The 24,820-nt window shown below is 63.3% G+C and carries 18 protein-coding genes, 1 tRNA gene and 2 pseudogenes; 17 read left to right on the plus strand and 4 right to left on the minus strand.

Annotated features, from left to right (window positions below):
- The first annotated feature begins 30 nt into the window (after positions 1-30).
- The gene (locus MSTE_RS07615) at positions 31-753 is read left to right on the plus strand and encodes a hypothetical protein (RefSeq protein ID WP_096505595.1); all 723 of its coding nucleotides are present in this window, start codon (positions 31-33) and stop codon (positions 751-753) included.
- A gap of 7 nt (positions 754-760) precedes the next feature.
- Here the strand turns inward: MSTE_RS07615 and MSTE_RS07620 are convergent, their stop codons facing one another.
- Complete coding sequence (locus tag MSTE_RS07620) at positions 761-3,109, minus strand: Tex family protein (RefSeq protein WP_096500182.1); 2,349 nt, start codon at positions 3,107-3,109, stop codon at positions 761-763.
- A gap of 45 nt (positions 3,110-3,154) precedes the next feature.
- On the opposite strand from MSTE_RS07620, the gene MSTE_RS07625 reads away from it, so the two are divergent.
- Positions 3,155-3,850 (plus strand): hypothetical protein, encoded by a 696-nt coding sequence (locus tag MSTE_RS07625; RefSeq protein ID WP_096500184.1) that lies wholly within the window; start codon positions 3,155-3,157, stop codon positions 3,848-3,850.
- Positions 3,851-3,857: 7 nt separating this feature from the next.
- On the opposite strand, the gene MSTE_RS07630 is transcribed toward MSTE_RS07625, so the two are convergent.
- On the minus strand, positions 3,858-4,268 hold the full coding sequence (locus tag MSTE_RS07630; protein ID WP_162291388.1) for a hypothetical protein: 411 nt from the start codon (positions 4,266-4,268) through the stop codon (positions 3,858-3,860).
- Here MSTE_RS07630 and MSTE_RS07635 point away from each other — a divergent pair.
- The 11 genes and pseudogenes from MSTE_RS07635 (at position 4,267) to MSTE_RS24925 (ending at position 13,602) form a co-directional block, all read left to right on the plus strand.
- Entirely contained in the window at positions 4,267-4,971 is a 705-nt protein-coding gene (locus MSTE_RS07635) for an SDR family NAD(P)-dependent oxidoreductase (protein WP_231897022.1), read from the plus strand. The two genes, MSTE_RS07630 and MSTE_RS07635, sit on opposite strands and share 2 nt — an antisense overlap.
- A 77-nt stretch (positions 4,972-5,048) precedes the next feature.
- Positions 5,049-5,393 (plus strand): DUF732 domain-containing protein, encoded by a 345-nt coding sequence (locus tag MSTE_RS07640; protein WP_096500188.1) that lies wholly within the window; start codon positions 5,049-5,051, stop codon positions 5,391-5,393.
- 243 nt (positions 5,394-5,636) lie between these two features.
- Positions 5,637-5,867, plus strand: a pseudogene (locus MSTE_RS07645) (hypothetical protein); the annotation flags it as partial.
- An 87-nt stretch (positions 5,868-5,954) separates the two neighbouring features.
- Entirely contained in the window at positions 5,955-6,488 is a 534-nt protein-coding gene (locus tag MSTE_RS07650; protein WP_157997655.1) for a hypothetical protein, read from the plus strand.
- Positions 6,489-6,534: 46 nt separating this feature from the next.
- Complete coding sequence (locus tag MSTE_RS07655) at positions 6,535-7,425, plus strand: aldo/keto reductase (protein WP_269458233.1); 891 nt, start codon at positions 6,535-6,537, stop codon at positions 7,423-7,425.
- 4 nt (positions 7,426-7,429) lie between these two features.
- Positions 7,430-7,555 (plus strand): hypothetical protein, encoded by a 126-nt coding sequence (locus MSTE_RS25840; protein WP_408645869.1) that lies wholly within the window; start codon positions 7,430-7,432, stop codon positions 7,553-7,555.
- Positions 7,552-8,265 (plus strand): TIGR03619 family F420-dependent LLM class oxidoreductase, encoded by a 714-nt coding sequence (locus tag MSTE_RS07660; protein ID WP_408645870.1) that lies wholly within the window; start codon positions 7,552-7,554, stop codon positions 8,263-8,265. The genes MSTE_RS25840 and MSTE_RS07660 overlap by 4 nt, the downstream gene beginning before the upstream one ends.
- Before the next feature lie 151 nt (positions 8,266-8,416).
- Positions 8,417-9,397, plus strand: a complete 981-nt coding sequence (locus MSTE_RS07665) for a GNAT family N-acetyltransferase (RefSeq protein WP_096500196.1) — start codon at positions 8,417-8,419, stop codon at positions 9,395-9,397.
- A gap of 291 nt (positions 9,398-9,688) precedes the next feature.
- Positions 9,689-12,017, plus strand: a pseudogene (locus tag MSTE_RS25465) (hypothetical protein); the annotation flags it as partial.
- 695 nt (positions 12,018-12,712) lie between these two features.
- Entirely contained in the window at positions 12,713-13,033 is a 321-nt protein-coding gene (locus MSTE_RS25470) for a hypothetical protein (protein WP_231897024.1), read from the plus strand.
- Positions 12,997-13,602: a hypothetical protein gene (locus MSTE_RS24925; RefSeq protein WP_157997656.1), complete on the plus strand. Its 606-nt coding sequence runs from the start codon at positions 12,997-12,999 to the stop codon at positions 13,600-13,602. The genes MSTE_RS25470 and MSTE_RS24925 overlap by 37 nt, the downstream gene beginning before the upstream one ends.
- A gap of 90 nt (positions 13,603-13,692) precedes the next feature.
- On the opposite strand, the gene MSTE_RS07680 is transcribed toward MSTE_RS24925, so the two are convergent.
- Positions 13,693-13,766 (minus strand) — tRNA-Arg (locus MSTE_RS07680).
- A gap of 73 nt (positions 13,767-13,839) precedes the next feature.
- On the opposite strand from MSTE_RS07680, the gene MSTE_RS07685 reads away from it, so the two are divergent.
- Positions 13,840-15,846 carry a cytochrome c oxidase assembly protein gene (locus MSTE_RS07685; protein WP_096500200.1) on the plus strand — a complete coding sequence of 669 codons (2,007 nt, stop codon included), beginning with the start codon at positions 13,840-13,842 and terminating at the stop codon, positions 15,844-15,846.
- On the opposite strand, the gene atzF is transcribed toward MSTE_RS07685, so the two are convergent.
- Entirely contained in the window at positions 15,843-17,456 is a 1,614-nt protein-coding gene (gene atzF / locus MSTE_RS07690; RefSeq protein ID WP_162291389.1) for an allophanate hydrolase, read from the minus strand. The two genes, MSTE_RS07685 and atzF, sit on opposite strands and share 4 nt — an antisense overlap.
- A gap of 190 nt (positions 17,457-17,646) precedes the next feature.
- On the opposite strand from atzF, the gene ssb reads away from it, so the two are divergent.
- The 3 genes from ssb to MSTE_RS07705 all read left to right on the plus strand — a co-directional run bounded on the left by ssb (position 17,647) and on the right by MSTE_RS07705 (position 24,819).
- Positions 17,647-18,129 (plus strand): single-stranded DNA-binding protein, encoded by a 483-nt coding sequence (ssb, locus tag MSTE_RS07695; RefSeq protein ID WP_096500202.1) that lies wholly within the window; start codon positions 17,647-17,649, stop codon positions 18,127-18,129.
- Positions 18,130-18,247: 118 nt separating this feature from the next.
- Positions 18,248-19,921, plus strand: a complete 1,674-nt coding sequence (gene ettA, locus MSTE_RS07700) for an energy-dependent translational throttle protein EttA (RefSeq protein ID WP_096500203.1) — start codon at positions 18,248-18,250, stop codon at positions 19,919-19,921.
- Positions 19,922-20,148: 227 nt separating this feature from the next.
- Positions 20,149-24,819, plus strand: coding sequence for an NAD-glutamate dehydrogenase (locus MSTE_RS07705; protein ID WP_162291590.1), 4,671 nt, complete (start codon positions 20,149-20,151; stop codon positions 24,817-24,819).
- Position 24,820 lies beyond the last annotated feature (1 nt).

Raw genomic sequence — 24,820 nt, forward strand, 5'->3', positions numbered from 1 at the left:
CATCTGACGGTGAACGGTTACGCTGCGACTGTGCTCCGGGTACGAGGCTTGGTCGCGGTTGTCGCGGCGCTGCTCTGCGCTGCGGGGGTGCCGTCGTGCCGTGTCGGCACCGATTCGCTCGCGCAGTGCAGGAACATCCTCAGTAGCGTCGGTGCCAAGAACTGCGAGCTCACCTCGACCGACGCGCTGGGGCTCCGGTTCGAGAAACGGATTGTTGGTACATCTGCCCGGATTCGCACCTTCACGCGTTCCGGAGTGATGGTTCTGACGGTCAGCCACGCCATCGAGGACTCGCCCGAATCCGGCATCATGCTGTTGCGAGATTTGGACGGCGACGGCCGCGATGAGCTGCTCCTGTCATTGGACACCGGTGGCGCGCATCCGAATTCGCACTGGGCGCTGTGGCGGACGACGGGCAACTCCACACAGTTCCGTGCGGTGCGTGCTCCGCGCCTGCCCGATGACGTGATGCATGATCTCGGTGCACTGTTCGGCAGTGACTTCTGGCATGCCGGAGACGGTTTTGTCGCGGAGTACGGGACCGGCCCGACACGCAGCTGGCTCACGCGGATCTATCGGTTCGATGGTGACGAGCTTGCACCGATCGTGTCCGTCCAGAACGATGGAGTTCGGTTGGACGGCAGCATGAGTCCGTGCAAGTTGGAGAAGGTGTACGACCTTGCGCGCATCGGTCTCGCGGCCGACGAGGCGCGGGATCGTTTCTGCACCAGCACCGAAAAGCGGCGCGGGTAGTCGTCGTCTACCGTCCGAAACCTGCGTTGCGCAACGCATCGGCCATGGAGCCACCGGGCCGGGTCTCTTCTCGCGGACGGGAATTCTTGCTGCGGTTCTGGTTTGGCCTTCCCTGATTTCTATCGTCACGGCGGGGAGCGCCGGAACGCTCGGGACGCTTGCCCTGTTGTGGATCGTCGTTGAGGCGCAGGGTCAGACCGATGCGCTGACGCGGAATGTCGACCTCGGTGACCTTCACCCGCACCACCTGACCGGACTTGACCACCTCGTGGGGATCGGACACGTACCGATCCGACATCGCCGACACGTGCACGAGGCCGTCTTGATGCACACCCACGTCGACAAACGCGCCGAATGCGGCCACGTTGGTCACCACACCCTCGAGCACCATGCCGACCTTCAGGTCCGAGACCTTCTCGACGCCCGCGGCGAAGGTGGCTGTGGTGAACGCGGGCCGGGGGTCCCGTCCTGGCTTCTCCAGCTCGCCGAGAATGTCTGTCACGGTGGGAATCCCGAACCGGTCGTCGGCGAAATCGGCGGGTTTGAGCGCGCGCAGCGAGCGCTCGTTGCCGATCAGTTCGGCGAGGGTGACACCGGAGCGGTCCAGAATCTTGCGCACCACCGGGTAGGACTCGGGATGCACGCCGGACGCATCGAGCGGGTCGTCGCCTTCACGGATACGCAAGAACCCGGCGCACTGCTCAAAGGCCTTGGGGCCCAGGCGGGGAACCTCCAACAGGCCCTTGCGGCTACGGAAGGCACCCACCTTCTCGCGGTGCGCGACGATGGACTCTGCCAGGGATTCCGTCACCCCGGAGACTCGCGCCAGCAGCGGCACCGAGGCGGTGTTCAGATCGACACCCACGGCATTGACGGCGTCTTCGACGACGGCGTTGAGGCTGCGCGCGAGGGTGCCGGGAGTGACGTCGTGCTGGTACTGCCCGACGCCGATCGATTTGGGCTCGATCTTCACGAGCTCGGCCAGCGGATCCTGCAGGCGCCGTGCGATCGAGACCGCACCCCGCAGCGTCACGTCGAGTTCGGGGAGCTCATGCGCGGCGTAGGCGGAGGCCGAATACACCGATGCACCCGCCTCGCTGACCATCGCCTTCGTCGGGGCCTTGGCACCGGCGGCCTTGATGTCGGCGATGAGTTCGGCTGCCAGCGCATCGGTTTCGCGTGAGGCCGTGCCGTTGCCGACGGCAATCAGCTCGACACCATGGCGAGCGACGAACGCCGCGAGCGTGGCCTTGGCCTCGTCCCACTTCTTCTGCGGCTGGTGTGGATACACCGCGCAGGTGTCGACCACCTTGCCGGTGCCGTCCACCACGGCCACCTTGACGCCGGTCCGGAACCCGGGGTCCAGGCCGAGGGTGGCGCGCGTGCCGGCGGGGGCCGCGAGTAGCAGATCCTTGAGGTTGCGGGCGAAGACGCCGACGGCGTCTTCCTCAGCGCGTTGGCGCAGCTTGAGGCGGGCATCGACGGAGGCGGAGAACATGAGCTTGGCCCGCCACGCGACCCGGACGGTACCGGCCAGCCACGGCGTCGCCGGGGTCTTGGCGGTCAGGTTGACCCCGAGCGACTGCGCGACCATGGCCTCATACGGTGCGTCGTCGCCGCCGTCGAAATTCAGGGCCAGGACCTGCTCCTTCTCGCCGCGCATGACGGCAAGCACGCGGTGCGAGGGCATGGTCTCCAGGGATTCGGAGAACTCGAAATAGTCACGGTACTTCTGTGCCGCTTCGGTTTTCGCGGCCTCCTCCGACCACGGGGCGGTGCGCAGCGCGCCGCCGGCCCAGAACTTGGTGCGGGTGGCGCCGACGAGTTCGGCATCCTCGGCGGCGCGCTCGATGAGGATGTGGCGCGCGCCGTCAAGTGCGGAGTTGGCGTCGGCGACATCTTCGGTGATGAACTCCGAGGCCACCTCGTCGGGCACCAGACTCGGGTCCGCCAGCAGCCGGTCGGCTAGCGGCTCCAGCCCGGCCTCACGCGCGATCTGTGCCTTCGTGCGCCGCTTGGGCTTGTACGGCAGATAGATGTCTTCGACACGCGCCTTGGTATCGGCCGAGAGCAGTGCCGCCTTGAGCTCGTCGGTGAGCTTGCCCTGTTCCTCGATGGAGGACAGCACGGCGGCGCGGCGCTCATCGAGTTCCCGCAGGTAGCGCAGCCGCTCTTCCAGACTGCGCAGCTGGCCGTCGTCCAGGCTGCCGGTGACTTCCTTGCGGTAACGCGCGATGAACGGGACCGTGGCGCCTTCGTCGAGCAGCCGCACAGCTGCCGCGACCTGGGCCTCGGCGACCTCCAGTTCAGCAGCGAGGCGGGCATTTACAGATTTCACGGTCACGCTCTGAGTCACGCCGAGGGACCCTACCCAATGCGGAGGACAAGCTACGCTCACCGGGTGCGTGTCTGGAGCGTGTTGTGCCTGATCTTCCTGGTCGCGGGTTGTGTCGCACACACGCAGCAGCAGGCGCCGACCTCCTCCACATCGCGATCCGCCAGCGCATCGTCCAGGGCGCCGACCACAACGACGTCGACGACCACGCAAGCGCCCGCACCGGGGCCGCATGCGTCCGTGGAGTCGGTGACCCGTTGGATCGAGGCGGGTGAGCCCGTCGACGCCGAGGAATTTCGCACGGTCGATCAGGACGGCGCACCGTCTCAGCTGTCCGAAGGTGAGGTGGCGTTCCGCGCACCCCGCGACCTTGGTCCCCGGGGCATCGGGGGGTGCATCACGGCGTTCAAGTACAAGATGCCGCTGTCGTGTCTGCCGGGGATTCGCAATGCGCCGCCCCGCCCTCCCGATTTACCCGGCCAATGGATCTCGGGCTGGGTGAGTTTCGACGGAGCGACCGTCACCGTGGGCAGCCTGCATGGAGACCCCGGGCCGTTCAGCGAGGGGGTGGGCCTGCCGTTGGAACACGGCAAGCGGCTGAAATTCGGTGACTACCAATGCAGATCGGACCAGAAGGGTCTGTATTGCGTGAACTACCCGCATCACTCGGCTATCCGAATGAGCGACGAGCTTGAGGTGTACGGATACACAAAGCGGGCGACTCCGCCGCGCGGTATCGGAGTGCAGTACGACTGCGGGTGAGTGCCGGTCAGCTATGGCATACGTCAAGAACTACCGCCGCTTCGTCATACATGTGGGCGATGAGCTTGGCGTAAGCGTCTTGCTGCTGTAGCTGCTCGAGTTGCGTCCCTGGTTCTTTACGGATCTGGCGGACTACGGAGACGGCTTGACCGGATAGCTCGGCGATGTGTTGTGCCCGCGGCGCCAGATCTGATCTGGTCACCTGCGCCGCGTGCGTGCGAATCTCGTTGGACCACTTCTCGTAGTCAGTCAGGCTCGGCCCGCCCGGGACGATCGATTGGGCGTTCGTGAGATCCTCGCGCCCGCTGAAGACAGCGAGGGTTGCTATTGCCTTACCACATTCGCTGCCCTTTGCGACGCCGTGCCTGGACTGCGCGCGCTCCATCAGATAGGCAGCGGCACCGGCGATTACGGACATGGCGATCACGACGCCGACGACGATCAGCCACACCTTCCGTGACGGCGTGACGGGCGGGTACTCGGACTCGGTAAGGGTGGGAACCTCTCCGAGCGACGAGGCGGCTGCCGCACCTAGCGGACAAGCCTTCGCCCTCCAGGCCGATATCTCTGATCCGGCCAGTGTCAAAGGACTGTTCGCCGAACTCGGCACTCGGCTTGAAACGCTTGACATCCTGGTCAACAACGCCGGTGTGTACGAGATGGGCGCGGTTGAGTCAGTGACCACAGGTGAGCTTCAGCGCCAGTTCAGCCTGAACGTCTTCGGCCTGGCGATCACGATCACCGAAGCACTCGGGAGTGCCCTTCGACCGGGCTCGAGCATCGTCAACATCGGATCGAGTGTCACCAGCTTCACGCCCGCCAACTCGCTGGTGTACACCGCCTCGAAGGGGGCGGTGGACGCGATCACCGGCACCCTCGCCAAGGAGCTGGGCCCGCGGGGCATCAGGGTGAACTCGGTCAATCCCGGCTTGACCGTGACCGACGGCATGCAATCTAGCGCCTTCTCAAGTCGCGAGTTCCGCACCGAGATTGAGAACATCACACCCCTTGGCCGAATCGGCATCCCGGAGGACATCGCGCCTGCAGTGACATTCCTGGCCTCGGACCGTGCTTCGTGGATCACTGGAGAGATCCTGGTCATCGGCGGCGGCCTGAACTAAACGGCCCTTCTTCGTCCGTTCGCCGATGTAGAGCCCGCTCCCCTGGCAATAATGCTGGTGGCCGGAAGGAATCAACGATGGGCAAGCTCTGCACCAGGATCGTCGTCGGGATCACTGCTGCTGGCATGTCAGCTGGCGGCCTGTTCGGCATGGGGACCGCGCAGGCTAATGACCACACATTCCTGGACAGCCTGCGCGCCGCGGGGGTCTTCATCCACAAGGATGCCGAACCGTATGTGGTTCAGGCGGGACACCAAGCCTGTCGCGATCTACGCAACGGTGTCCCACCCGAAGAAGTGGGATCGCAGTTCCCGGTGGGTTCCGGTGTCGCGCCCGCGCCTGCCCCCAACGTGTATGTCGACATTCTGCAAAGCGAGCTGTGCCCGAATGCGCTGAACCCCGCGCCACCCCGGCCGGCGTAACCATTCGAGCCAATTTCGATCCTCGGCGGCCTTCACGAACCAAGGAAACTCCAAACCTGAGCAGTTCCTGCTAGTTAGCTGACAATCGCTGAGCAGCGGGTTTGGACGGCAGGGTGCACAACCACCTCACTTGCTCAAACTTGAGTACCGATGTTCACGCGATTGGCAGCTGATATGCCCTGGTCGTGGGCTAGGTTGTCGGCGTTCCATCGCCCGATTCGTCAACAACCAAAGGACAGCCTGATGAAAAGACTCGCGACTGTCGCAGCCGTAGGCGCGGCCCTGATGTTCGGTAGCTATGTGCCGACCGCCATCGCGGACCCCAGCACCCCCAGCCCGGCGCCGAGCGCCGGCAGCGCAAGTGCCGGAAAGTTCTGTTCCAAAGATCTGGAAGACAAGACCGGCAAGGCCAGCGACGGCACCGTCCTTACCTGCACCAAGGGCGACGACGGCAAGGACCGCTGGGCCAAGAGCTAGGCCCTTCGTCCAACTGACTCGGGTTCGCCACTATATCCGCGAACCCGAGTCAGACAACTGAATATGTCTGACAGAATGTTTGCTGTGAACATTCGGCTGCTACTTGCTCCCCGGTGGGTGCGTTGGTCCGCGCTGGTCGCCCTGATGACGACGATTGGCGGGCCGCTGTGGATCTTGCTCATGCCGGACGACGGCTCGGACTGGAAGGCCCGCGCGGTGCAGATACCGGTGCTCAGCATCGGTGTGGCAACCCTGCTCATCGTTGTTCAGGAACGATTCCGCCAGTCCTTTCTCACCGTCCTTGATGGGTTGGACGCGACGCAGCGACGCCAGGCCATCGAGGCAAGCCAGCGCGGTGCCGCACCCACCGAGGCGCCGGTGCTGTCGGCGGCTGTGCGGCTGTGCACGCTCCTTGTTGGAACCAGACTCCGGACACCTACGTGGGCGCGGTGGGTCGCATACCTAGTTCCAGCCGGCGCAGCGATCATCGCAGTCACCCGCCTCCTCGATCACGATGTCTGGCGCGCCACGGCGTGGCTTGTGTTGGCTGCGTTGATGACGGCGATTTTCTGGTGGGATGCACGCACATTGCGTCGGCTGCAACAACATTTGAGGTGAGCGATATTCGCTCACCTCATGAGTTCAGATTGCGCAGGATCGAATCGTGACATCAACACAGCCCGCCGAAGCAGGGACGCTGACGATCGGCGGCGACATCACAGTCAATCGGCTCGGCTACGGCACGATGCAGCTGACCGGCCCAGGGGTGTGGGGCCCGCCGCGAGATCCGGCGTCGGCAGTGCGGCTGCTCAAACGCGTGGTTGAGCTGGGAGTGAATTTCCTGGACACCGCGGATGCGTACGGCCCGCAGACTGTCGACGACTTGATCGCCGAGGCGCTGCACCCGTACTCCCGTGATCTCGTGATCGCCACAAAAGTGGGTATCGCACGCACTGGTCCGGCCGAGTGGGGCTGGATTCCGTTGGGGCGGCCCGAATACTTGCGCCAGCAGACGGAAATGAGCCTCCGGCGCCTGAAGCTGGAGCGCATCGACCTACTCCAGTTGCATCGAGTCGATCCCACTGTTCCCTTCGAAGACCAGATCGGTGAACTCAAGCTCCTGCGAGACGAAGGTAAAATCCGGCATATCGGGCTCTCGGAAGTCTCGGTGAGCCAGTTGCACGCGGCGCGACAGATCGTGCCCATCGCCTCAGTGCAGAACCTGTTCAACCTCGCCGATCGGTCAGCAGCCGACGTGGTGGATTACGCCACCGCCAACGGCATCGCGTTCATCCCATACTTCCCGCTGGCCACCGGAGGCCTGGAAGGTGCCGGCGGTGCTCTGGATCTCGTCGCGCATGCCCACGGCCGTACCCCAGCGCAGATTGCCCTGGCATGGCTGCTTCGCCGTTCACCGATTGTGTTGCCGATCCCGGGAACATCGTCAGAAGCGCACCTCGCGCAGAACGTTGCGGCTGCGGACATCGCGTTGAGCGATGCCGAGTTCGAGGCCCTTTCCGCGGCGGTGCCGCTGCCCGACAACAAAGACGTTTAGCTTCATGCGGATTGGTGTTTTCACCGCGCTCACCGACGAAAGTCTTGAGCCCGGCGAGCTGGCAGTCGAGATCGAGTCGCGTGGGTTTGAATCCCTTTTCGTGCCGGAGCACACACACACATACCGGTGACGATCGAAGCGATCCACGCCGGATGGGATGAGATACCCCGCGACTACTGCCGCAGCCTCGATCCGTTCGTAGCGTTGTCGTTCGCGGCGGCCGCGACGAGGGACCTGCGCATCGGTACCGCTGTGGCGTTGCTTGTTCAGCGAGATCCGATCACGTTCGCCAAAGAAGCTGCGACCCTGGACAGGGCATCGAATGGGCGGCTGGAACTGGGAATCGGCGTCGGATGGCTGCGCGAGGAGATACGAAATCACGGCACCGACCCGCGCACGCGGGTGGCGTTGCAGAGCGAGCGGATCCAGGCGGTCAAGAAGATCTGGGCGGAAGAGCAGACCGAATTCCACGGCAAGTATGTGGCTTTCGATCCGATCCGTTCCTGGCCTAAGCCTGTACAACGACCACACCCGCCGGTGTGGTTAGGGGGCTGGGGGCCGTCTACCCACGAGCGGATACTCGACCACGCCAACGGCTGGATGGCACCGACAATGCTTGGAGTGGAAGAGCTTCAGAAGGGGATCGGTGAACTCAACCTGCTGGCAGCGCAGATGGGCAAGGCGACGGTTCCGGTCACCGCGACCATTCTGGCGCCCCAGCCTGGAGATATCGAACGCCGTGCCGACCTTGGCGTGCATCGTGTGCTGTTGGGGCTGCCGGTGGAGTCCCGCGACACCACATTGCGCACGCTGGACCGCTTGGCCGCGCTGGCGGCGTGAGAACGTCGTGGTTCCGTCAATACCTCATCGGATATGGCGGTGATGATTACGATGCGAACAGACTCAGCTGTTCGAGCTAAGGGCGGTGCACATCGTGGACGCAGTGTGGGCCACCTTGGTGTCGCCGAACTGCTCGAAGGTCCTGTAGGAGATGGTCGGATCCGCGGGTGAAGACGCCGTCGAACTCGCGGAGTTGGAGTTCTTCGCAGGTAATCCGGCCAGTGCGCTTGGTCCGTTGGCCGAGCTGCTTACACCCCTTGAAGCAGCTCCCGGACAGGTGCTGATGCGTCAGCGTGAGCCGGCCGACTGGTTCCTGCTCGTCGGCTCGGGCGGTGGCGAGATCCTGCACGCCGGAGACAACGGGGATTCGGTCGTCGCGCATCTGGTGCCCGGCATGGTCGTCGGCGAGATCGCGCTCTTGCGGGGGAACGCCCGGACGGCGACCGTCGTGGCGACCGAACCGCTTCGGGGCTGGGCCGGTGGCGGCGAAGCGTTCACCGCGATGCTTGAAATCCCGGGTGTATCAGATGCATTGGTATCGACTGCGCGTCAGCGGCTAGCCGCATTCGTCACTCCTATTCCGGTGCGGTTACGCGACGGTGCCCAGTTCTACCTGCGGCCGATCCTTCCCGGTGACAGGAGGCGGCTGGCGAGGATGTCACGACGTACGGTGTACCGCCGGTTTCTGGGAGTGCCGAACAAGCGGATGATTACCTATCTCTTCGAGGTGGACTACCGCGACCACTTCGCATGGGCGCTCACCGATGGACCCGATGGTCTTGTCGTGGCGGATGCTCGATTCATCCGCCACCTCGATGAACCCGACAGTGCCGAGCTGGCTTTCACGGTCGGTGACGACTACCAGGGCCGCGGGATCGGAACACTGCTGATGGAGGCGATGTCGGTGTCGGCGCATGCCGACGGTGTCCACAGATTCACGGCCTCGGTGCTCTCGGACAACTACGCGATGCGCAGCATCCTGAATCGGTACGGTGCGCAGTGGGAATCGGATGGTCCGGGGGTGGTCACCACAGTCATCGATGTTCCCCATCTGAGGGAACTCAGTCTTTCTTCCCAGCTGTTCCGGCAGATCCACGTCGCTACGCGGCAGGTGGTTCAGACGTTGTGTTGATGATTCGGTAAGCATTTGCGGCAGGAATCGGATCTGTGGGAATCGTTGATTCCTCGTACCTTGACGCGTTAGGTCGGCTGTCTGACGGGGTTTGGGCAACATAGAAGGACTAGTTGTCCGCTGGTAGGGGCGTGATTGATCTTGGTGGTCCAACGGCAGGGTGGGCTATGTAGATGCTGTTTGCCACCGCTACTCACGCGATCTTGAATATTGGCTTATGCTGGTCTGATTGGTGGGTCGCAATGCATATTGTGATTGCGGAAGTGGGGAAGGTGGCCGTCGGCGGGTTCCGTGGATCGTAATGTGACCGAGGCGACAAACGTTCTGACATGTCGTGATCTGACGCACTCCAGCGAATCGCAGACGGCACCGCTGGCTGGTTCTTCGACTACAGGTGACCCGGGTCGCCGCGTGGCTGCCGTGGGGGCCGGCGCGGTGTTGACGGTAGCGGCGGTCGCTGGCCTGCATGGTTTGTACCGGGCAGGTGGCGATGTTGCGGCCTGGGGTGTGTGGGTGGTGCTGCTGCTGGCCGGTATGACGGCACTGGGCGGCGGGGTAAAGCTCATCATATGGGGTGCGAAGCCGATGATCGCCGCTGTGTCCACGGCTGGTAAACAACGGTTGTCTGAACCGCTGCAGGCCGTGATTGCCGCTGTCGGGCTGATCGCCGGGTCTTTGGGTGTGTGGTGGACGCTGCGCGGGGGCTACGGCAGCTGGTGGCAACACCTTTCTGGGGAACCCCGCTGGACACTGATCCTGGGCATCGGGCAGATGCTGGTGGCCGTTGTGGCTGGTGCTGGATTGTTCACTGGCGGTAGGTACCTGACCGGACTGATCAAAGAAGTATTGACGGACGCCCGAATGCTCGGCGCTCGTGACCGCGCTGCTGTTGTCGATGGTGTTGGGGCACATCGCCAACCAGTTGGCATGGATTCTGGGGGCCAGGAGAAGCTGTGGCATCCGGGTCTGGTAGCGGCCTTGATCGGTGGTGGTTTGGGGTTGGTGCTGCTGACTGCTGGGATCACTCCGCGGTTGTATGTGTGGATCACTGGTCCGGATGTGTTTCCTGCGGTGGCGGCGATCACTCTGGTCCTCCTGTGGGCGATCGGCTCCAATCTGGGGTGGTGGAAAGGCCTTGTGGGTCTGTGGAAATGGGCCACGGATGCTTCGCAGAAGGCTGCTGCGACTGCGGGTGTTGTTGCGGTGTTGATGTTTTCGGCAAGTGGTTTGGGTTTGGGGTGGTTTACTCCGGCGACGGTGCCGCAGGCGCGGGCGGCGTGTCCGCCGGATTGTGGTGGTCCCGGTGGTAGTGATGGTCCGCCTGGGGGTGGGCAGATGTTTCAGCCGCCCAGTCAGGGTGGGCCGCAGATGCCGGACTATCAGGGTGGCATCAATCAGGCGCCGCTGGATCAGAACAACGGCATCAGTATCTATAACACTCAGGCACCCTCGGTCAGCAATGACGGTGTGAACGGGTCCAGTGGGCAGCAGGGGTCTCAGCAGGGGTGGGATCAGCCTGCGCACGGTACTCAGATTCCGGATTATCAGAACGCGACGCCGTATACCCAAGGACCGGGTAAGCCGAATCCGGATTTCAACGGCGGACAAACTAACCCCGGTAGCAATGCGGGATCGCAAGGTGGTCAATCGAATCAGGGTGTGCAGCAGCCAGCCCAACAACCGCAGCAGGCGACCCAGAATCAGCCGCCGCAACAAGATACGGGGCAGCAGCCGAACCAGTCACCGGATCAGCCTGATCAGCAGAAGATCGAGGATCTAACGCGCCAGCTGCAGGATCAACGGCAGCAGTCTGGTCAGGATCGGCAGCGCATTGATGATCTGACTAAGCAGTTGCAGCAGAACAAGCAGAACCAGAAACAGCAGCAGTCGACGAAGTTCCCGTCGAAGGACAAGAAGAAGGACGACAAGGACGAGCAGGACGACCGCGACGATCAGTCGCAGAACACCGATCTGGCCTCGTTGCTACTTGGTGCGGCGTCGACGCGGCGTCGTAAGCAGGACGAGCAGGAGCAGGGGCCGGACACCCAAGCCCTCGCCGAAGACGGGGCACAGCTGGGCCAATCCTTGCCAGGCGACATCGCCAACACGGTGTCCGACAGCGTAAATCTGGGGCAATCGGCGGGATCAGCGGCTCAGAACTTCGGCTCGGCTGCCCAAGCCGGAGCTTCGCTGGCATCCTCCGCACAGTCCGGCGCGGTCAACCCAATGGACGCAGTTGCCTTGGTGCAGGGAGTTTCTGGGGGCATCAGTGACACTGCCGATGCCGTGAGTTCTGGGGCTTCGATCGCGTCCACGTGGATCAACAACGCGGGTCAGGGTGCGCAGCTGGCTGCCGATGCCAACCCACAACTCAAACCGCAAGCCGAACAGGTGCAGCAGCTCACCCAGGCCGGTGGCCAGGTCGCTGATCTGACCGGCCAGGTCGCTGGCGGCGTCTCCCAGGTCTCCGGGGTGGTCAACACCGTGTCCAGCCTCGGCGCCTCCGGGATGCCCGACACCTCTGGTGCGACTGATGCGCTATCGGGGACTGCGACCGCCGTCAACGGACCCGCCGATGTCCCCAAACCACCCACACCACCGGCACCGTCATCAAGCTCGACGCGAATTGCAACCGCCACCGATGCGACGAAGCCGGCCCCTCTGCCGGGTGATCCGGGCTTCATCGGGCCTGTTGCTGTGCCGGATTCGTCGTCTCAGCCCTTCATATCTGCCTCGCAACGCGAGTTGTTCCGCAAAGAGCTATTAAATACCGGCGTACCAGCGGACCAAGTGGATAAACGGCTCGATGATCTGATTGACAGGGCATCCAAAATGCCAGTTCCGCGAGCCGAGAACTATCAACCGAGTGATTCAGGGCCCGCTGACATATCGCCGCAGAAGTTCTTTGAAGGACTAGTGGGCCGTGGTGTTGACGAGTTCAAGTCCAACTGGCAGTTCATGAAGACCGCCGACCCAATGATTTCCAGTGTTCGGGGCATTATCGACCCACAGGGCCTAGCGCAGGACCGAACCCAAATGGCACAAGGTCTTGCACCGCTGGTGGGAGCTGGCGGTGACAATGCCCCAGGTGTCGGTCAGTCTTGGACTAATGTAGGCAAAGACGCCATCTCGTATGACGAGTGGAAAGACGGTAATCCCGTCAAAGCCGCGGGGCAAAACGCATTCGATGTCCTCGGTGCCATGATTGGCGGCAGAGGTATTAATAACGCTGCACGCGCCCCTGAACGCGCCGTCACCCCGGGAGCTTTTGAAAGAGCTGTGCCTGTCTCATAAGTAACAAACTTTTCTACAAAAATGGACTTTACATCCGCTGACATAGACGGTGTGGCAGCTCATTTGGGCCGCATGGACCCATTTGAGCCAAACGATGCTATGATTTCGCGCATACGTGACGCCATTTCGCAAGGTAAGTCGCTAAGTGACACTCAAGTGAACTTCATGCGGCATGAACTGACAGAAAATAGCCTTATGAAGCAAGGTATGGATTATGATTCAGCACATGCAAAGGCGCTAACGATGCATCCTCCTGGAAAGAATTACGATCTCGATCTCATACAAGAAAATCCTCTATTTGGCCGATGGTGGAAGCAGATGAACGGATTGCTACCGGAATGATACTGAACATTGATCGCGCTGGAGCGGCGGCTGTAAGTGTCGATATTCCACAAGCTGCGTATACGCCCACCGCGGAAGTTGGGTTCTCATTGCGGGCTTCGACAGACTTACATGTCGTAGCTCATGGTGTGCGATACACCGTGGAAGTGCAAAGAAGAGGTGGAATAACGCCACGCGCCCTCCTTGGTGGTGAATTTCTGGTTTCTGCCGGCGGCGCCTCGGCTGTCAATATTCTTGTGGGTGATCCGTGGGATGAAGCAGGTAAACATGTCATTAAGAGCGAATTGAACCGGTTGAGGGGGTTTGTTCCCGGACTGCCGACAGATTTCGTGGAAGGCGTTCGTTCCGGTGTTATGCAAAATGATTGGCCACTCCCTCCCGGGGTGCTGACTATCGATCGTGCTGGATACGATGTAATGGAGTCTAGCTCGCCGATATTTATGGAGGCGGCAATGGTGTTGCGGGCTTGTATTAGTGCAGAATTGACCGGTCATGCGGTAGAACATAATGCGAAGGAAGCTATGCTTAAATTTGCGTCGATGGTATATCCTGCGGGACGCGAAGGCTAACAATGGATACTGACTCTGGCGCATAAGATCCATTGCGGACTGGCTGCGGACTGGAGAAGCTCGTTGTAGGAAGAAGCCTGTATCTATCAGCGCCCCCGGCAGGAATCGAACCTGCGACCTAGGGATTAGAAGGCCCTTGCTCTATCCAACTGAGCTACGGAGGCATGCGGCGCTAGCCGGACCGCAGTCTATCGAACCGGTGACCGTGCGGATCGCATCTCGCCATACCCTTGACTGGTGACCACCACCTCCACCGCCAGGAAGACGGATTCGCCGATCTGGACGATCGTCGTCGGTCTTGCTGCACTGGCGGGCCTGGTCGCGGCCGCCATCGGCGCGCTGTCACTGGCAGAGGCCCTGCTTGCGACGGGTCTGCCCAACCCCGGCCCCGTCACCTCCTACGGTCTGCCGTTCGTACGCGCAGCCGCCGAAATCGTCGCCGTAGTCGCCGTCGGCGCCTTCCTGCTCACGGCCTTCTTCGTCCCACCGCAATCCACCGGCGTGCTCGACGTGGATGGCTACCGCTCGCTGCGCGTCGGCACCGCTGCATCGACTGCGCTCGCGGTGCTCTCGGCGGTCATGGTGCCGTTGTCGATCTCCGATGTGGCCGGTCAGCCCGTGAGCGATTTCGGGCTCGGGGAGCTGTGGACGCTCGCAGGTGAGATTGAAACCGTGAATGCCTGGCGCTGGATGGCCTTCATCGCCGCCGGGGTCGCGATCGCCAGCCGGATGGTGCTGCGCTGGTCGTGGACACCGCTGCTCGTGGTCGGGTCGGTGGCCACGCTGATGCCGCTTGCCCTGGTGGGGCATTCGGCCACCGGCGGCGCACATGACCTGGGCACCAACAGCCTGATCATCCATTTGGTGTCCGCGGCGCTGTGGGCTGGCGGCCTTGTCGCACTACTGATCCACGCGCTGCGCGGCGGCGGCTATCTTGACGTGGCCGCACGCCGGTTCTCCACGCTTGCCCTGTGGTGTTATGTCGCGATCGGGCTCAGCGGAATCATCAACGCGCTTATCCGGGTGCAGCTTTCAGACCTGTTCACCACCCGCTACGGCTGGCTGCTGGTGGGCAAGGCCACCGCGCTGCTGGTACTCGGCATCCTGGGGTATCTGCAACGGCGTTCGGCGATCACGGCACTGAGCGAGGAACCGCAGAACCGTCGACCGCTGATCCGGCTCGCCGGGATGGAGGCCGTCATCTTCGCGGTCACGTTCGGTATCGCCGTCGGCCTGGGTCGCACCCCACCGCCGCCTCCGGTCAACCTCAATCCCTCGCCGGTCGAGGTCGCTATCGGCTATACGCTCGACGGCCCGCCGACCCCGCAGCGACTGATGTTCGACTGGCGCTTCGATCTCATCTTCGGAACGGCCGCCATCGTTTTCGCGGTCGCCTATCTGGTGGGTGTGCGTCGGCTGAAGAAGCGCGGCGACGAATGGCCGGTGGGCCGCACCATCGCCTGGCTGTCCGGCTGTGCCTTCCTGCTCATCGCCACATCGTCTGGTGTCGGCAGATACATGCCCGCGATGTTCAGCATGCACATGGCCGCGCACATGATGCTCTCGATGCTGATACCCGTGCTTCTTGTTCTCGGTGGTCCCATCACGCTGTTGCTGCGGGTGCTGCCCGCCGCAGGCAAGGGCGATCCGCCGGGGCTACGCGAATGGGTGCAGATTGCGTTGCACAGCAAGTTCTCTCGCTTCCTGACTCATCCGCTGGTGGCGACCTCGTTGTTCATCGGTGGGTTCTACGGCCTGTATCTCAGTGGGCTCTACGATGCCGCCGTTGACGTGCACGCCGCGCACCTGGCGATGAATGTGCACTTTCTGCTCAGCGGATACCTGTTCTATTGGGTGGTCATCGGCATCGACCCGTCGCCGCGCCGCCTGCCGCCAGTGGCCAAGCTGGGCATCGTGCTGGTGTCACTGCCACTACATGCCTTCTTCGGTGTCATCCTGATGGGCACGAAATCGATTCTGGGCGAAAAGTTCTACAGCAATCTGGCACTGCCGTGGCGGATCGACCTGGCCTCCGACCAACACATGGGCGGCGCCATTACCTGGGCAACGGGAGAGTTGCCGCTGCTGGTGGTCATGATCGCCCTGGTCATCCAGTGGTCGCGTTCGGACGAACGGCTAGCCCGCAGACAGGACCGCGCCGCCGACCGTGACGACGACGCAGACCTGGCCGCCTACAACGCCATGCTCGCCAAAATGGCTCAGCTGGACGAGAACTCGCGTTAGCTCACCGCGCCCGCAGCGATAGCCGCCGGCCAGCTGCCATGCTCGCTGATATCGATGCCTGCCTGCGCGGCGGCGCCGTCACACCCAAAGCCGGTGCGCCACACGCCGTCTTCGCACTCGACCTTGCCCAGCAGCATGGGCTCGGGTAGCTGCGCGAGGAACGTGCCCAGTGCGGCGGGGGACAGGCGCCAGATCTCGCCGCCGATGCTGACCCCGTTCTCTTCGGAGCGGGTCAGGCCAGGCTTAGGTGGAGTGGTGCGCAGCGCCGCCATCCGGTACTTCGAAGCTGTACGGACCGGACCCATCCAGCGTGCACCCAGATCGGTGAGCTGAAACTCCAAGGGACCGCCCTTGAGATGCGCGCCGAACACCGCAAGCTCATAGGACAAGGTGATCGCGGTCGGCCAAACATCGTGTTCTGCAGCATCTCCGGTGATCAGCGCGGCGATATCGAAGGCCACCGCATCATCGAAGGCGCGCGCCAGGACCGTCACCCCGAACTGGGCGTCACCGGCGGTTCCGGCGGGCACCGCGACCGCGCACAGGTCGAACGGGTTGCAGAAGTTGGTGTAGGTCCCCATCGTCGCGTTGACGCCGATCGGGTCGGCCTGTACCTGCTCGATCGTCGGATGCAGCGGCGCCGTGGGGACCAACAGCGCATCCGCGCCCGCCAGGGTGGCCATGGCCTCGTCGCGCAGGCGCTGCACCTCGGCGCGATCGCGCACCAAGCGGTGCGCGGGGATATCACGTGCGCCGGAAACAATCTGTGCAACAGTGGGATCGAGTGCCGCCCCGGAGTTGGCGTCGATGAACTCGCCGACGGCCGCATAACGCTCACTGACCAGTGCGCCCTCGTACAGCAATTTCGCGGCGGCAAGGAACGGAGCCAGATCGATCTCGACGATCGTCGCTCCCGTCGCGCGCAGATGCTCTACGGCCGCGTGAAAAGCGTTGCGCCACACCTCGTCGAGGGCGGGCAGCTCACGCGGGACGGCGACGGTGGGCTGGGGAGGCGCCGCGAGCCGGGTGTTGGCGGGCCACAGCCGGGGCCCTGACGCGGCACTCATGGCGGCCATCGCCCTATTGACGGTAGCCAGTGACGCGGCGAAAATAGTTACACAGTCATAGGATTCACAGGCCGGGACCACGCCTTCGGTGGAGATGACGCCGACGGTCGGTTTGATCCCGACAATGCCCTGCAGACCCGCGGGGACGCGCCCCGAGCCAGCGGTGTCGGTACCGATCGCGATATCGACCTCGCCGGTCGCCACGGCGACGGCGGATCCCGAACTGGAGCCACCGCTGATGTATTCGGGACGGCGTGAATCCGGTACCGCCCCGTACGGAGAGCGCGTACCGACGAGCCCCGTCGCGAACTGGTCCAGGTTGGTCTTGCCGACCACAACGGCACCGGCCGCGCGCAAGGCCGCGACCACCGGTGCATCGTGCTCGGGAATGTATGCGTACTCCGGACAGGCGGCCGTGGTCGGCACGCCACCGACGTCTACGTTGTCCTTCACCGCGAGTCGAACACCGGCCAACGGCCCTGATGAGCCCTGCAATTCGGCGGCGATGTCGTCCTCGGGGCGGTGCATGATCCAAACCGTCATGTCAAGCAAGGTACGGGTGGTCGGACTCATCGGCCAGTTGTCCCCAATCTCGCGTTCATCCACAGCTGTCACCGGAACATGCCCACATGTCGGTCCGCGGTGTCGGTGCGTGGCGGGTTACTGGAGTGGCCAAGGGCACCCGTTCGGTGGTGCTGAGAAGAGATATAGAGATTGAGGAAAGGCACGAACCATGTTTGAAACTCCAGTGACTGTGATCGGCTCCATCGTCGGAGACCTCAAGCGGCGTCAGGTCGGCTCCGACGAAATGATCAAGTTCCGCGTCGCCAGTAACGCACGCCGACGGCGTGATGACGGCAGTTGGGTGAATTCGAACTCCCTCTTCATCAATGTCACCTGCTGGGGACGTCTGGTCACCGGGGTGGGTGCCGCGCTGGGGAAGGGAGCGCCGGTGATCGTGCACGGTCATCTGCACACCAGCGAGTTCGAAGACAAGGACGGCAACCGCCGTCAGGTCACGGAGATGAAGGCGATCGCCGTCGGGCCCGACCTATCGCGGACCATCGCGCGGATAGAAAAGGTCGGCTACACCGGCAATCAGGAGGACGCCGAGGTGGCGGAGCAACCCGATCCCGGCACCGAAGACACTGCGACGGAGCCCTCGGAAACGGACGAGAGCAGCGAGGAGTCGGTGAACCTACGCCTTAGCGCGTGATCTGCGAGCTGACACCGGCGACCGCGCGGTCGCCTCTCACCTAGGATGGTTCGGGCAGCCCACCAGAATGGTCGTGAGCTGCGGCGAAAGAACTTAGAGGAGAGGCGACAGCGCGGCAATGGCTGAGTACATCTACACGATGATGAAAGTCCGCAAGGCGCATGGCGACAAGGTCATCCTCGACGATGTCACCCTGAACTTCCTGCCCGGCGCCAAGATTGGTGTGGTCGGTCCAAACGGTGCTGGTAAATCCAGCGTCCTGAAGATCATGGCCGGGCTGGACAAGCCGAACAACGGCGAAGCATTCCTGGCCAACGGGGCGAGCGTCGGAATCCTGATGCAGGAGCCGGAGCTGGATGAAACGAAGACGGTGCGCGAGAACGTCGAGGCCGGTGTCGCGCTCAAGGGCAAGCTGAATCGGTACAACGAGGTCGCCGAGTTGATGGCCATCGACTACTCCGATGAACTCATGGAAGAGATGGGCAAGCTCCAGGAAGAGCTGGACGCCGCCGATGCCTGGGACATCGATTCGCAGCTCGAGCAGGCCATGGACGCGCTGCGCTGCCCGCCACCGGACGAGCCCGTGACACACCTGTCCGGTGGTGAGCGCCGACGGGTCGCGCTGTGCAAGCTGCTGCTGTCCAAGCCGGATCTGCTGCTGCTCGACGAGCCCACCAACCACTTGGACGCTGAGAGCGTGCTGTGGCTTGAACAGCACCTGGCCAACTACCCGGGTGCCATCCTGGCCGTCACCCACGACCGGTATTTCCTGGACAACGTGGCCGAGTGGATCCTCGAGCTGGACCGCGGCCGCGCGTACCCCTACGAGGGCAACTACTCCACGTACCTGGAGAAGAAGGCCGAGCGCATCGCCGTACAGGGGCGCAAGGACGCCAAGCTGCACAAGCGCTTGCAGGAAGAGCTCGCGTGGGTGCGTTCAGGCGCCAAGGCCCGTCAAGCCAAGAACAAGGCACGGCTCGGGCGCTACGAGGAGATGGCCGCCGAGGCGGAGAAGACGCGGAAGCTCGACTTCGAGGAAATTCAGATCCCCACCGGTCCGCGTCTGGGCAATGTGGTGGTCGAGGTGAGTCATCTCGACAAGGGATTCGAGGAACGCGCCCTCATCAAAGATCTCTCGTTCACGCTGCCCCGTAACGGCATCGTCGGCGTCATCGGCCCCAACGGTGTCGGTAAGACCACCCTGTTCAAGACCATCGTCGGGTTGGAGAATCCGGACGGTGGCGAGGTCAAGGTGGGCGAGACCGTCAAGCTGAGCTACGTCGACCAGAGTCGTGCCGGTATCGACCCCAAGAAGAACGTCTGGGAGGTCGTTTCGGACGGGCTCGACCACATTGTGGTCGGTCAGAATGAAATGCCTTCGCGGGCTTATGTTTCCGCATTCGGTTTTAAGGGGCCAGACCAGCAGAAGCCTGCGGGCGTGCTCTCCGGTGGTGAGCGCAACCGTCTGAACCTGGCGCTGACCCTCAAGCAGGGCGGCAACTTGATCCTGCTGGACGAGCCCACCAACGACCTGGACGTCGAAACTCTGAGCTCACTGGAAAACGCGCTTGAGCAGTTCCCGGGCTGCGCGGTCGTCATTTCGCACGACCGGTGGTTCCTGGACCGCACCTGTACGCACATCCTGGCGTGGGAGGGAAGCGACGATAACCCCGCCTCCTGGTTCTGGTTTGAGGGCAACTTCCAGGCCTACGAAGAGAACAAAGTGGAACGTTTGGGTATCGATGCGGCCAGACCTCATAGAGTTACCCACCGCCGCCTGACTCGCGACTAGGGTGAGATTGCGTGCCGAAACCCGGTACGCAAACTCGGCCAGGAGCGTTCTGCGTGACTGTTAACACAGGGACCACAACTTCCGAAAACACGCCATCTGCCAATGGATCTGGCGTGCCCACCATCGAGGCGCTGAGCGCTGCGTTCAGCCACGCCCGGTATGCGGGGGAGATGGATTGGGACGAGGTGGTCGACGCAGATGGGCACACCGCGACACCGGCGCCGCCGGTGCGCGAAGCCCTTATGCGTGCGCTGCTGCGGTTGGCCGCACGGCGAGCGCCGCACGAGATAGCGATGGCCACCTACCGCAACGGTGATGACGCGGGACTGGGAACCGCTCTACAACTGGTCACCGATTACACGCCGTTGCTGACCGAATCCATCACGGTGCTGCTGCGCCGTCAAGGTGTGGCGATCGTCGACCTGATGGACCCGGTCTTCACCGTGAAACGTGCCGCCGATGGCACGCTGCTGTCGGCGGTCCCGGTGGAAAACCTGCAAAGCGATATCGCGCCCGATACCGAGTGCTGGATCCACCTGCAGCTGCCGCCCTCCATCGACGCCGAGCGTGTGGGATTCATCGAAACGCAGCTACCGCACACCCTGGAGGACGGCAGCCACGTCGCCGCGGATACGGATGCCATGCGCGATGCGGTCGTCGAGCTGGCCGGCGCCCTGGACGCCTCGGCCGGTAGCGCCAGGTTCTCGTCCGCCGAGCTGACTGAGGTCGCCAACCTGCTGCGCTGGCTCGTCGACGGAAACTTCACCATATTGGGCTACCAGCGCTGCACCGTCGAGAACGGTCGCGCAACCGCTGACGAGTCGAGCCGGCTCGGCCTGCTCAAACGCCGCGAAGAGGTACTGCCGCAGCTCACCCACAACGACCAGCTACTGGTCCTCGCGCAGGCCACCACACCTACCTATCTGCGATACGCCATCTATCCGAACATCGTGGTGATCAGACAAGAAGACGGCAACGGTCCGGCCGTCGAGCATCGCCTTGTCGGTGTCTTCACCGTCGCCGCGACCAACGCCGATGTGCTGGCCATCCCGGTGATCTCCGACCGCGTGCATCAGGTGCTCGGCCGCTCAGATGCCAGCCAGGACTCGTTGGCGGGCCACATGCTGATCGAGTTCATGCAGAACCTGCCTCGTGCTGAGCTGTTCGCATCGAGTGTCGATCGGCTCTACGACGTGGTGACCGCCGTGAGAAACATTGGCGCGCATCCGGGTTCGCTACTGTTCCTGCGCGCCGACGAGTTGGGGAACTTCGTCACGGCGCTGGTGTACCTGCCTCGCGACCGCTACACCACCACGGTGCGGCTGGCCATGCAAGACATCTTGGTGCGCGAACTCGGCGGTACCGGTATCGACTACACCGCCCGTGTCAGTGAATCACCCTGGGCATTGGTCCATTTCACTGTCCGCATGCCAGAGAACAGCCTGCATGGCAGCGTCGACACCTCGGAAGCCAACCGGGTACGCATCCAGGCGTTGCTCACCCAGACCACCCGGACCTGGAGCGATCGTCTGGTCCGCGCGGTGCGCCCCGATTCCCCGATCGACCGCGCCTGCGCGGAGCGGTACTCGGTCATCCTGCCCGAGGTTTTCAAGACAAATGTGTCGCCCGCAGAGGCCATTGCCGACATCGCAAGAATCGAAGGGCTACAAGAGAACTCCATCGACCTTGCGTATGACGCCGACGAGCTGGGCACCGGTGTGCTCAGCATGTACCTCGGTGGGCGCTCGGCCTCTCTGAGCCAGGTGCTGCCGGTGTTGCACAGCATGGGCGTCGACGTGCTCGAGGAGCGCCCGTATCACTTCACCCGGCCGGATGGTCTGGCGGTCTCGCTGTACGCATTCCGTATCGTGGTGCACCCGACGATCACGCGTACCTTCGATGCCGAGGGCACCGCGCGCCGCGCCGAGTTGCTCACCAACGCCATCGACGATGTGTGGCACGGCCGTGTCGAAATCGACAGATTCAACGAGCTGGTATTGCGCGCCGGGCTCACGGCCGGTCAGATCACCATCCTGCGCGGTTATGCCAAGTACCTCCGGCAGGCCGGCTTCCCCTACAGCCAGGCACATATCGAGACGGTGCTGGCCGACAATTCCCAGACCGCACGCGATTTCGTCGAACTGTTCGAGGCCCGGTTCGACCCCGCCGTCACCGACGACACGCTGGCCGATGCGAAGGCCGCCCATGTGCTCGCCGAGATCGACAAGGTGGTCAGTCTGGACACCGACAGGGTGCTGCGCGCGTTCTTCGGTCTGATCCAGGCCACCTTGCGTACCAACTACTTTGTGACCAAGCCGGATTCGGCGCGTGCCAACGGTGTGCTGTCCTTCAAGCTCAACCCGCGTGAGATCACCGAGTTGCCCGAGCCACGGCCCCGCTTCGAGATCTTCGTGTACTCCCCACGGGTGGAGGGTGTGCACCTGCGCTTCGGCCCGGTCGCCCGCGGCGGGCTGCGCTGGTCGGACCGTCGTGAGGACTTCCGCACCGAGATCCTGGGTCTGGTGAAGGCGCAGGCCGTCAAGAACGCGGTCATCGTTCCGGTCGGCGCCAAGGGTGGGTTCGTCGTCAAGAATCCGCCTGCCACCACCGGGGACGCCGCCGTTGACCGTGACGCGTTCCGCGCCGAGGGCGTCGAGTGCTACCGGCGCTTCATCAGCGGTCTGCTCGATATCACCGACAACCGCGATCGCGCCACCAACGCCGTCGTGCCCCCCGAGGGAGTGCGGCGCCGTGACGGCGACGACCCGTACCTCGTTGTGGCCGCGGACAAGGGCACCGCCACCTTCTCCGATATCGCCAACGATGTCGCACTGTCGTACGGGTTCTGGCTCGGCGACGCGTTCGCCTCGGGTGGCTCCGTCGGCTACGACCACAAGGCCATGGGCATCACCGCCCGCGGCGCCTGGGAGAGCGTGAAACGTCACTTCCTGGAGATGGGGATCGACACCCAGACACAGGATTTCACCGTCGCGGGGGTCGGCGACATGAGCGGAGACGTGTTCGGCAACGGCATGTTGCTGTCTCAGCACATCAAGCTGGTGGCCGCCTTCGACCACCGGGACATCTTCCTAGACCCCAACCCGGATCCGGCATCGTCCTGGGCTGAACGTAAGAGGATGTTCGCGCTCGAGCGCTCCAGCTGGGCCGACTACAACTCGGCGCTCATCAGCCCCGGCGGCGGCGTCTTCGGTAAGGAACAAAAATCCATACCGATCAGCCCCGAGGTTCGTGACGCACTCGGAATCGACAGCGACGTAGCGGAGATGACACCCCCGCAGCTTGTCCGCGCAATCCTGCTCGCCCCGGTCGACCTGTTCTTCAACGGCGGCATCGGCACCTACGTCAAGGCCGAGAGCGAATCGCACGCCGACGTGGGGGACAAGGCCAATGACGCCGTGCGCGTCAACGGAAACCAAGTGCGTGCCCGAGTGATCGGCGAAGGCGGCAACCTCGGCCTTACCTCGCGGGGCCGTATTGAGTTCGAGCTCAACGGCGGTCGGGTCAACACCGACGCGCTGGACAACTCCGCCGGAGTGGACTGCTCCGATCATGAGGTCAACATCAAGATCCTGATCGACTCGCTGGTCAGCGCGGGCAAGGTCGCGGCCTCTGAGCGGACGGCACTGCTGGAGTCGATGACCGACGATGTCGCCACACTTGTGTTGGCCGACAACGAATCCCAGAACAACCTCATGGGCACCAGCCGGGCCAACGCGGCCTCGCTGCTGAGCGTGCACGCGCGCCAGATCGCTTACCTGGTTGCCGAGCGCGGACTGGACCGCGAACTGGAGGCGTTGCCCTCCGAGAAGGAGATCGAGCGCCGCGCGGCACTCGGGATCGGCTTGACCTCACCGGAATTGGCAACCCTCATGGCGCATGTCAAGCTCGGGCTCAAGGATGATCTGTTGGCCAGCGACGCTCCCGATCAAGAGGTCACCCTGCGTCGCATGGTGCACTACTTCCCGAACGTGCTGCGTGAACGATTCGACGCGGAGATCCGCCAGCATCCGCTGCGCAAGGAGATCTACGCCACCATGCTGGTCAATTCGGTGGTGGACTGCGGCGGTATCACCTACGTGTACCGGCTCTTCGAAGACGCCGGCGCGGGCTCGGTGGACGGGCTCAAGACCTACGTGGCCGTCGAGGCCATCTTCGGACTGCGCTCATTGTGGGACCGCATCCGCCATGCCGATGTGCCGGTGGCGGTTTCGGATCGACTGACGCTGGACATGCGGCGCCTGCTGGACCGCGCATCGCGGTGGCTCATCAGCTACCGGCCGCAGCCCTTGGCGGTCGGAGCCGAGATCAACCGATTCGCCCAAGGCATCGCCGAGCTGACCCCAATGCTCACCACGTGGTTGCGTGGTCACGATCTGGAGATTGTCACCAAGCAGGCCGATGACCTGATGGAACTGGGTGTTCCGGCCGATCTTGCCCGTGATGTGGCCGGCTGCTTGTACGGCTTCAGCCTGCTGGACATCATCGACATCGCCGATATCGCCGATCGTGACGGTGCGGAGGTTGCCGATCTGTACTTCACCCTGATGGACGACCTGCGGGTGGACGATCTGCTGACCGCAGTCTCCCAGCTGGAGCGCAATGATCGCTGGCATTCCCTGGCCCGGTTGGCGATCCGCGACGACATCTACTCCTCGTTGCGGGCACTCACCATGGATGTGCTTTCGGTCGGTGAACCCGACGAGACCGGCGAGCAGAAGATCGCCGAGTGGGAGTTCACCAATGCCTCGCGTTTGGAGCGGGCCCGTGGCACGCTCGCGGAGATCTTCGCGTCGGGTGAACCAGACCTGGCGACGTTGTCGGTGGCAGCACGCCAGATCAGAGGGATGATCAGGAGCAGCATCAGCGGTCCTGCATGAT

This window comes from [Mycobacterium] stephanolepidis, from assembly GCF_002356335.1.
GTDB lineage: Bacteria > Actinomycetota > Actinomycetes > Mycobacteriales > Mycobacteriaceae > Mycobacterium > Mycobacterium stephanolepidis.

What these genes read in the sequence shown, in the direction of transcription:
- MSTE_RS25840 (WP_408645869.1), top strand. Translation starts at nt 7,430, where the DNA reads ATGCGGATTGGTGTTTTCACCGCGCTCACCGACGAAAGTCTTGAGCCC.
- MSTE_RS07635 (WP_231897022.1), top strand. Translation starts at nt 4,267, where the DNA reads ATGGCGATCACGACGCCGACGACGATCAGCCACACCTTCCGTGACGGC.
- MSTE_RS07640 (WP_096500188.1), top strand. Translation starts at nt 5,049, where the DNA reads ATGGGCAAGCTCTGCACCAGGATCGTCGTCGGGATCACTGCTGCTGGC.
- ettA (WP_096500203.1), top strand. Translation starts at nt 18,248, where the DNA reads ATGGCTGAGTACATCTACACGATGATGAAAGTCCGCAAGGCGCATGGC.
- MSTE_RS07665 (WP_096500196.1), top strand. Translation starts at nt 8,417, where the DNA reads ATGGTCGGATCCGCGGGTGAAGACGCCGTCGAACTCGCGGAGTTGGAG.
- MSTE_RS25470 (WP_231897024.1), top strand. Translation starts at nt 12,713, where the DNA reads ATGGACTTTACATCCGCTGACATAGACGGTGTGGCAGCTCATTTGGGC.
- MSTE_RS24925 (WP_157997656.1), top strand. Translation starts at nt 12,997, where the DNA reads ATGGTGGAAGCAGATGAACGGATTGCTACCGGAATGATACTGAACATT.
- atzF (WP_162291389.1), bottom strand. Translation starts at nt 17,456, where the DNA reads ATGACGGTTTGGATCATGCACCGCCCCGAGGACGACATCGCCGCCGAA.
- MSTE_RS07630 (WP_162291388.1), bottom strand. Translation starts at nt 4,268, where the DNA reads ATGTCCGTAATCGCCGGTGCCGCTGCCTATCTGATGGAGCGCGCGCAG.
- ssb (WP_096500202.1), top strand. Translation starts at nt 17,647, where the DNA reads ATGTTTGAAACTCCAGTGACTGTGATCGGCTCCATCGTCGGAGACCTC.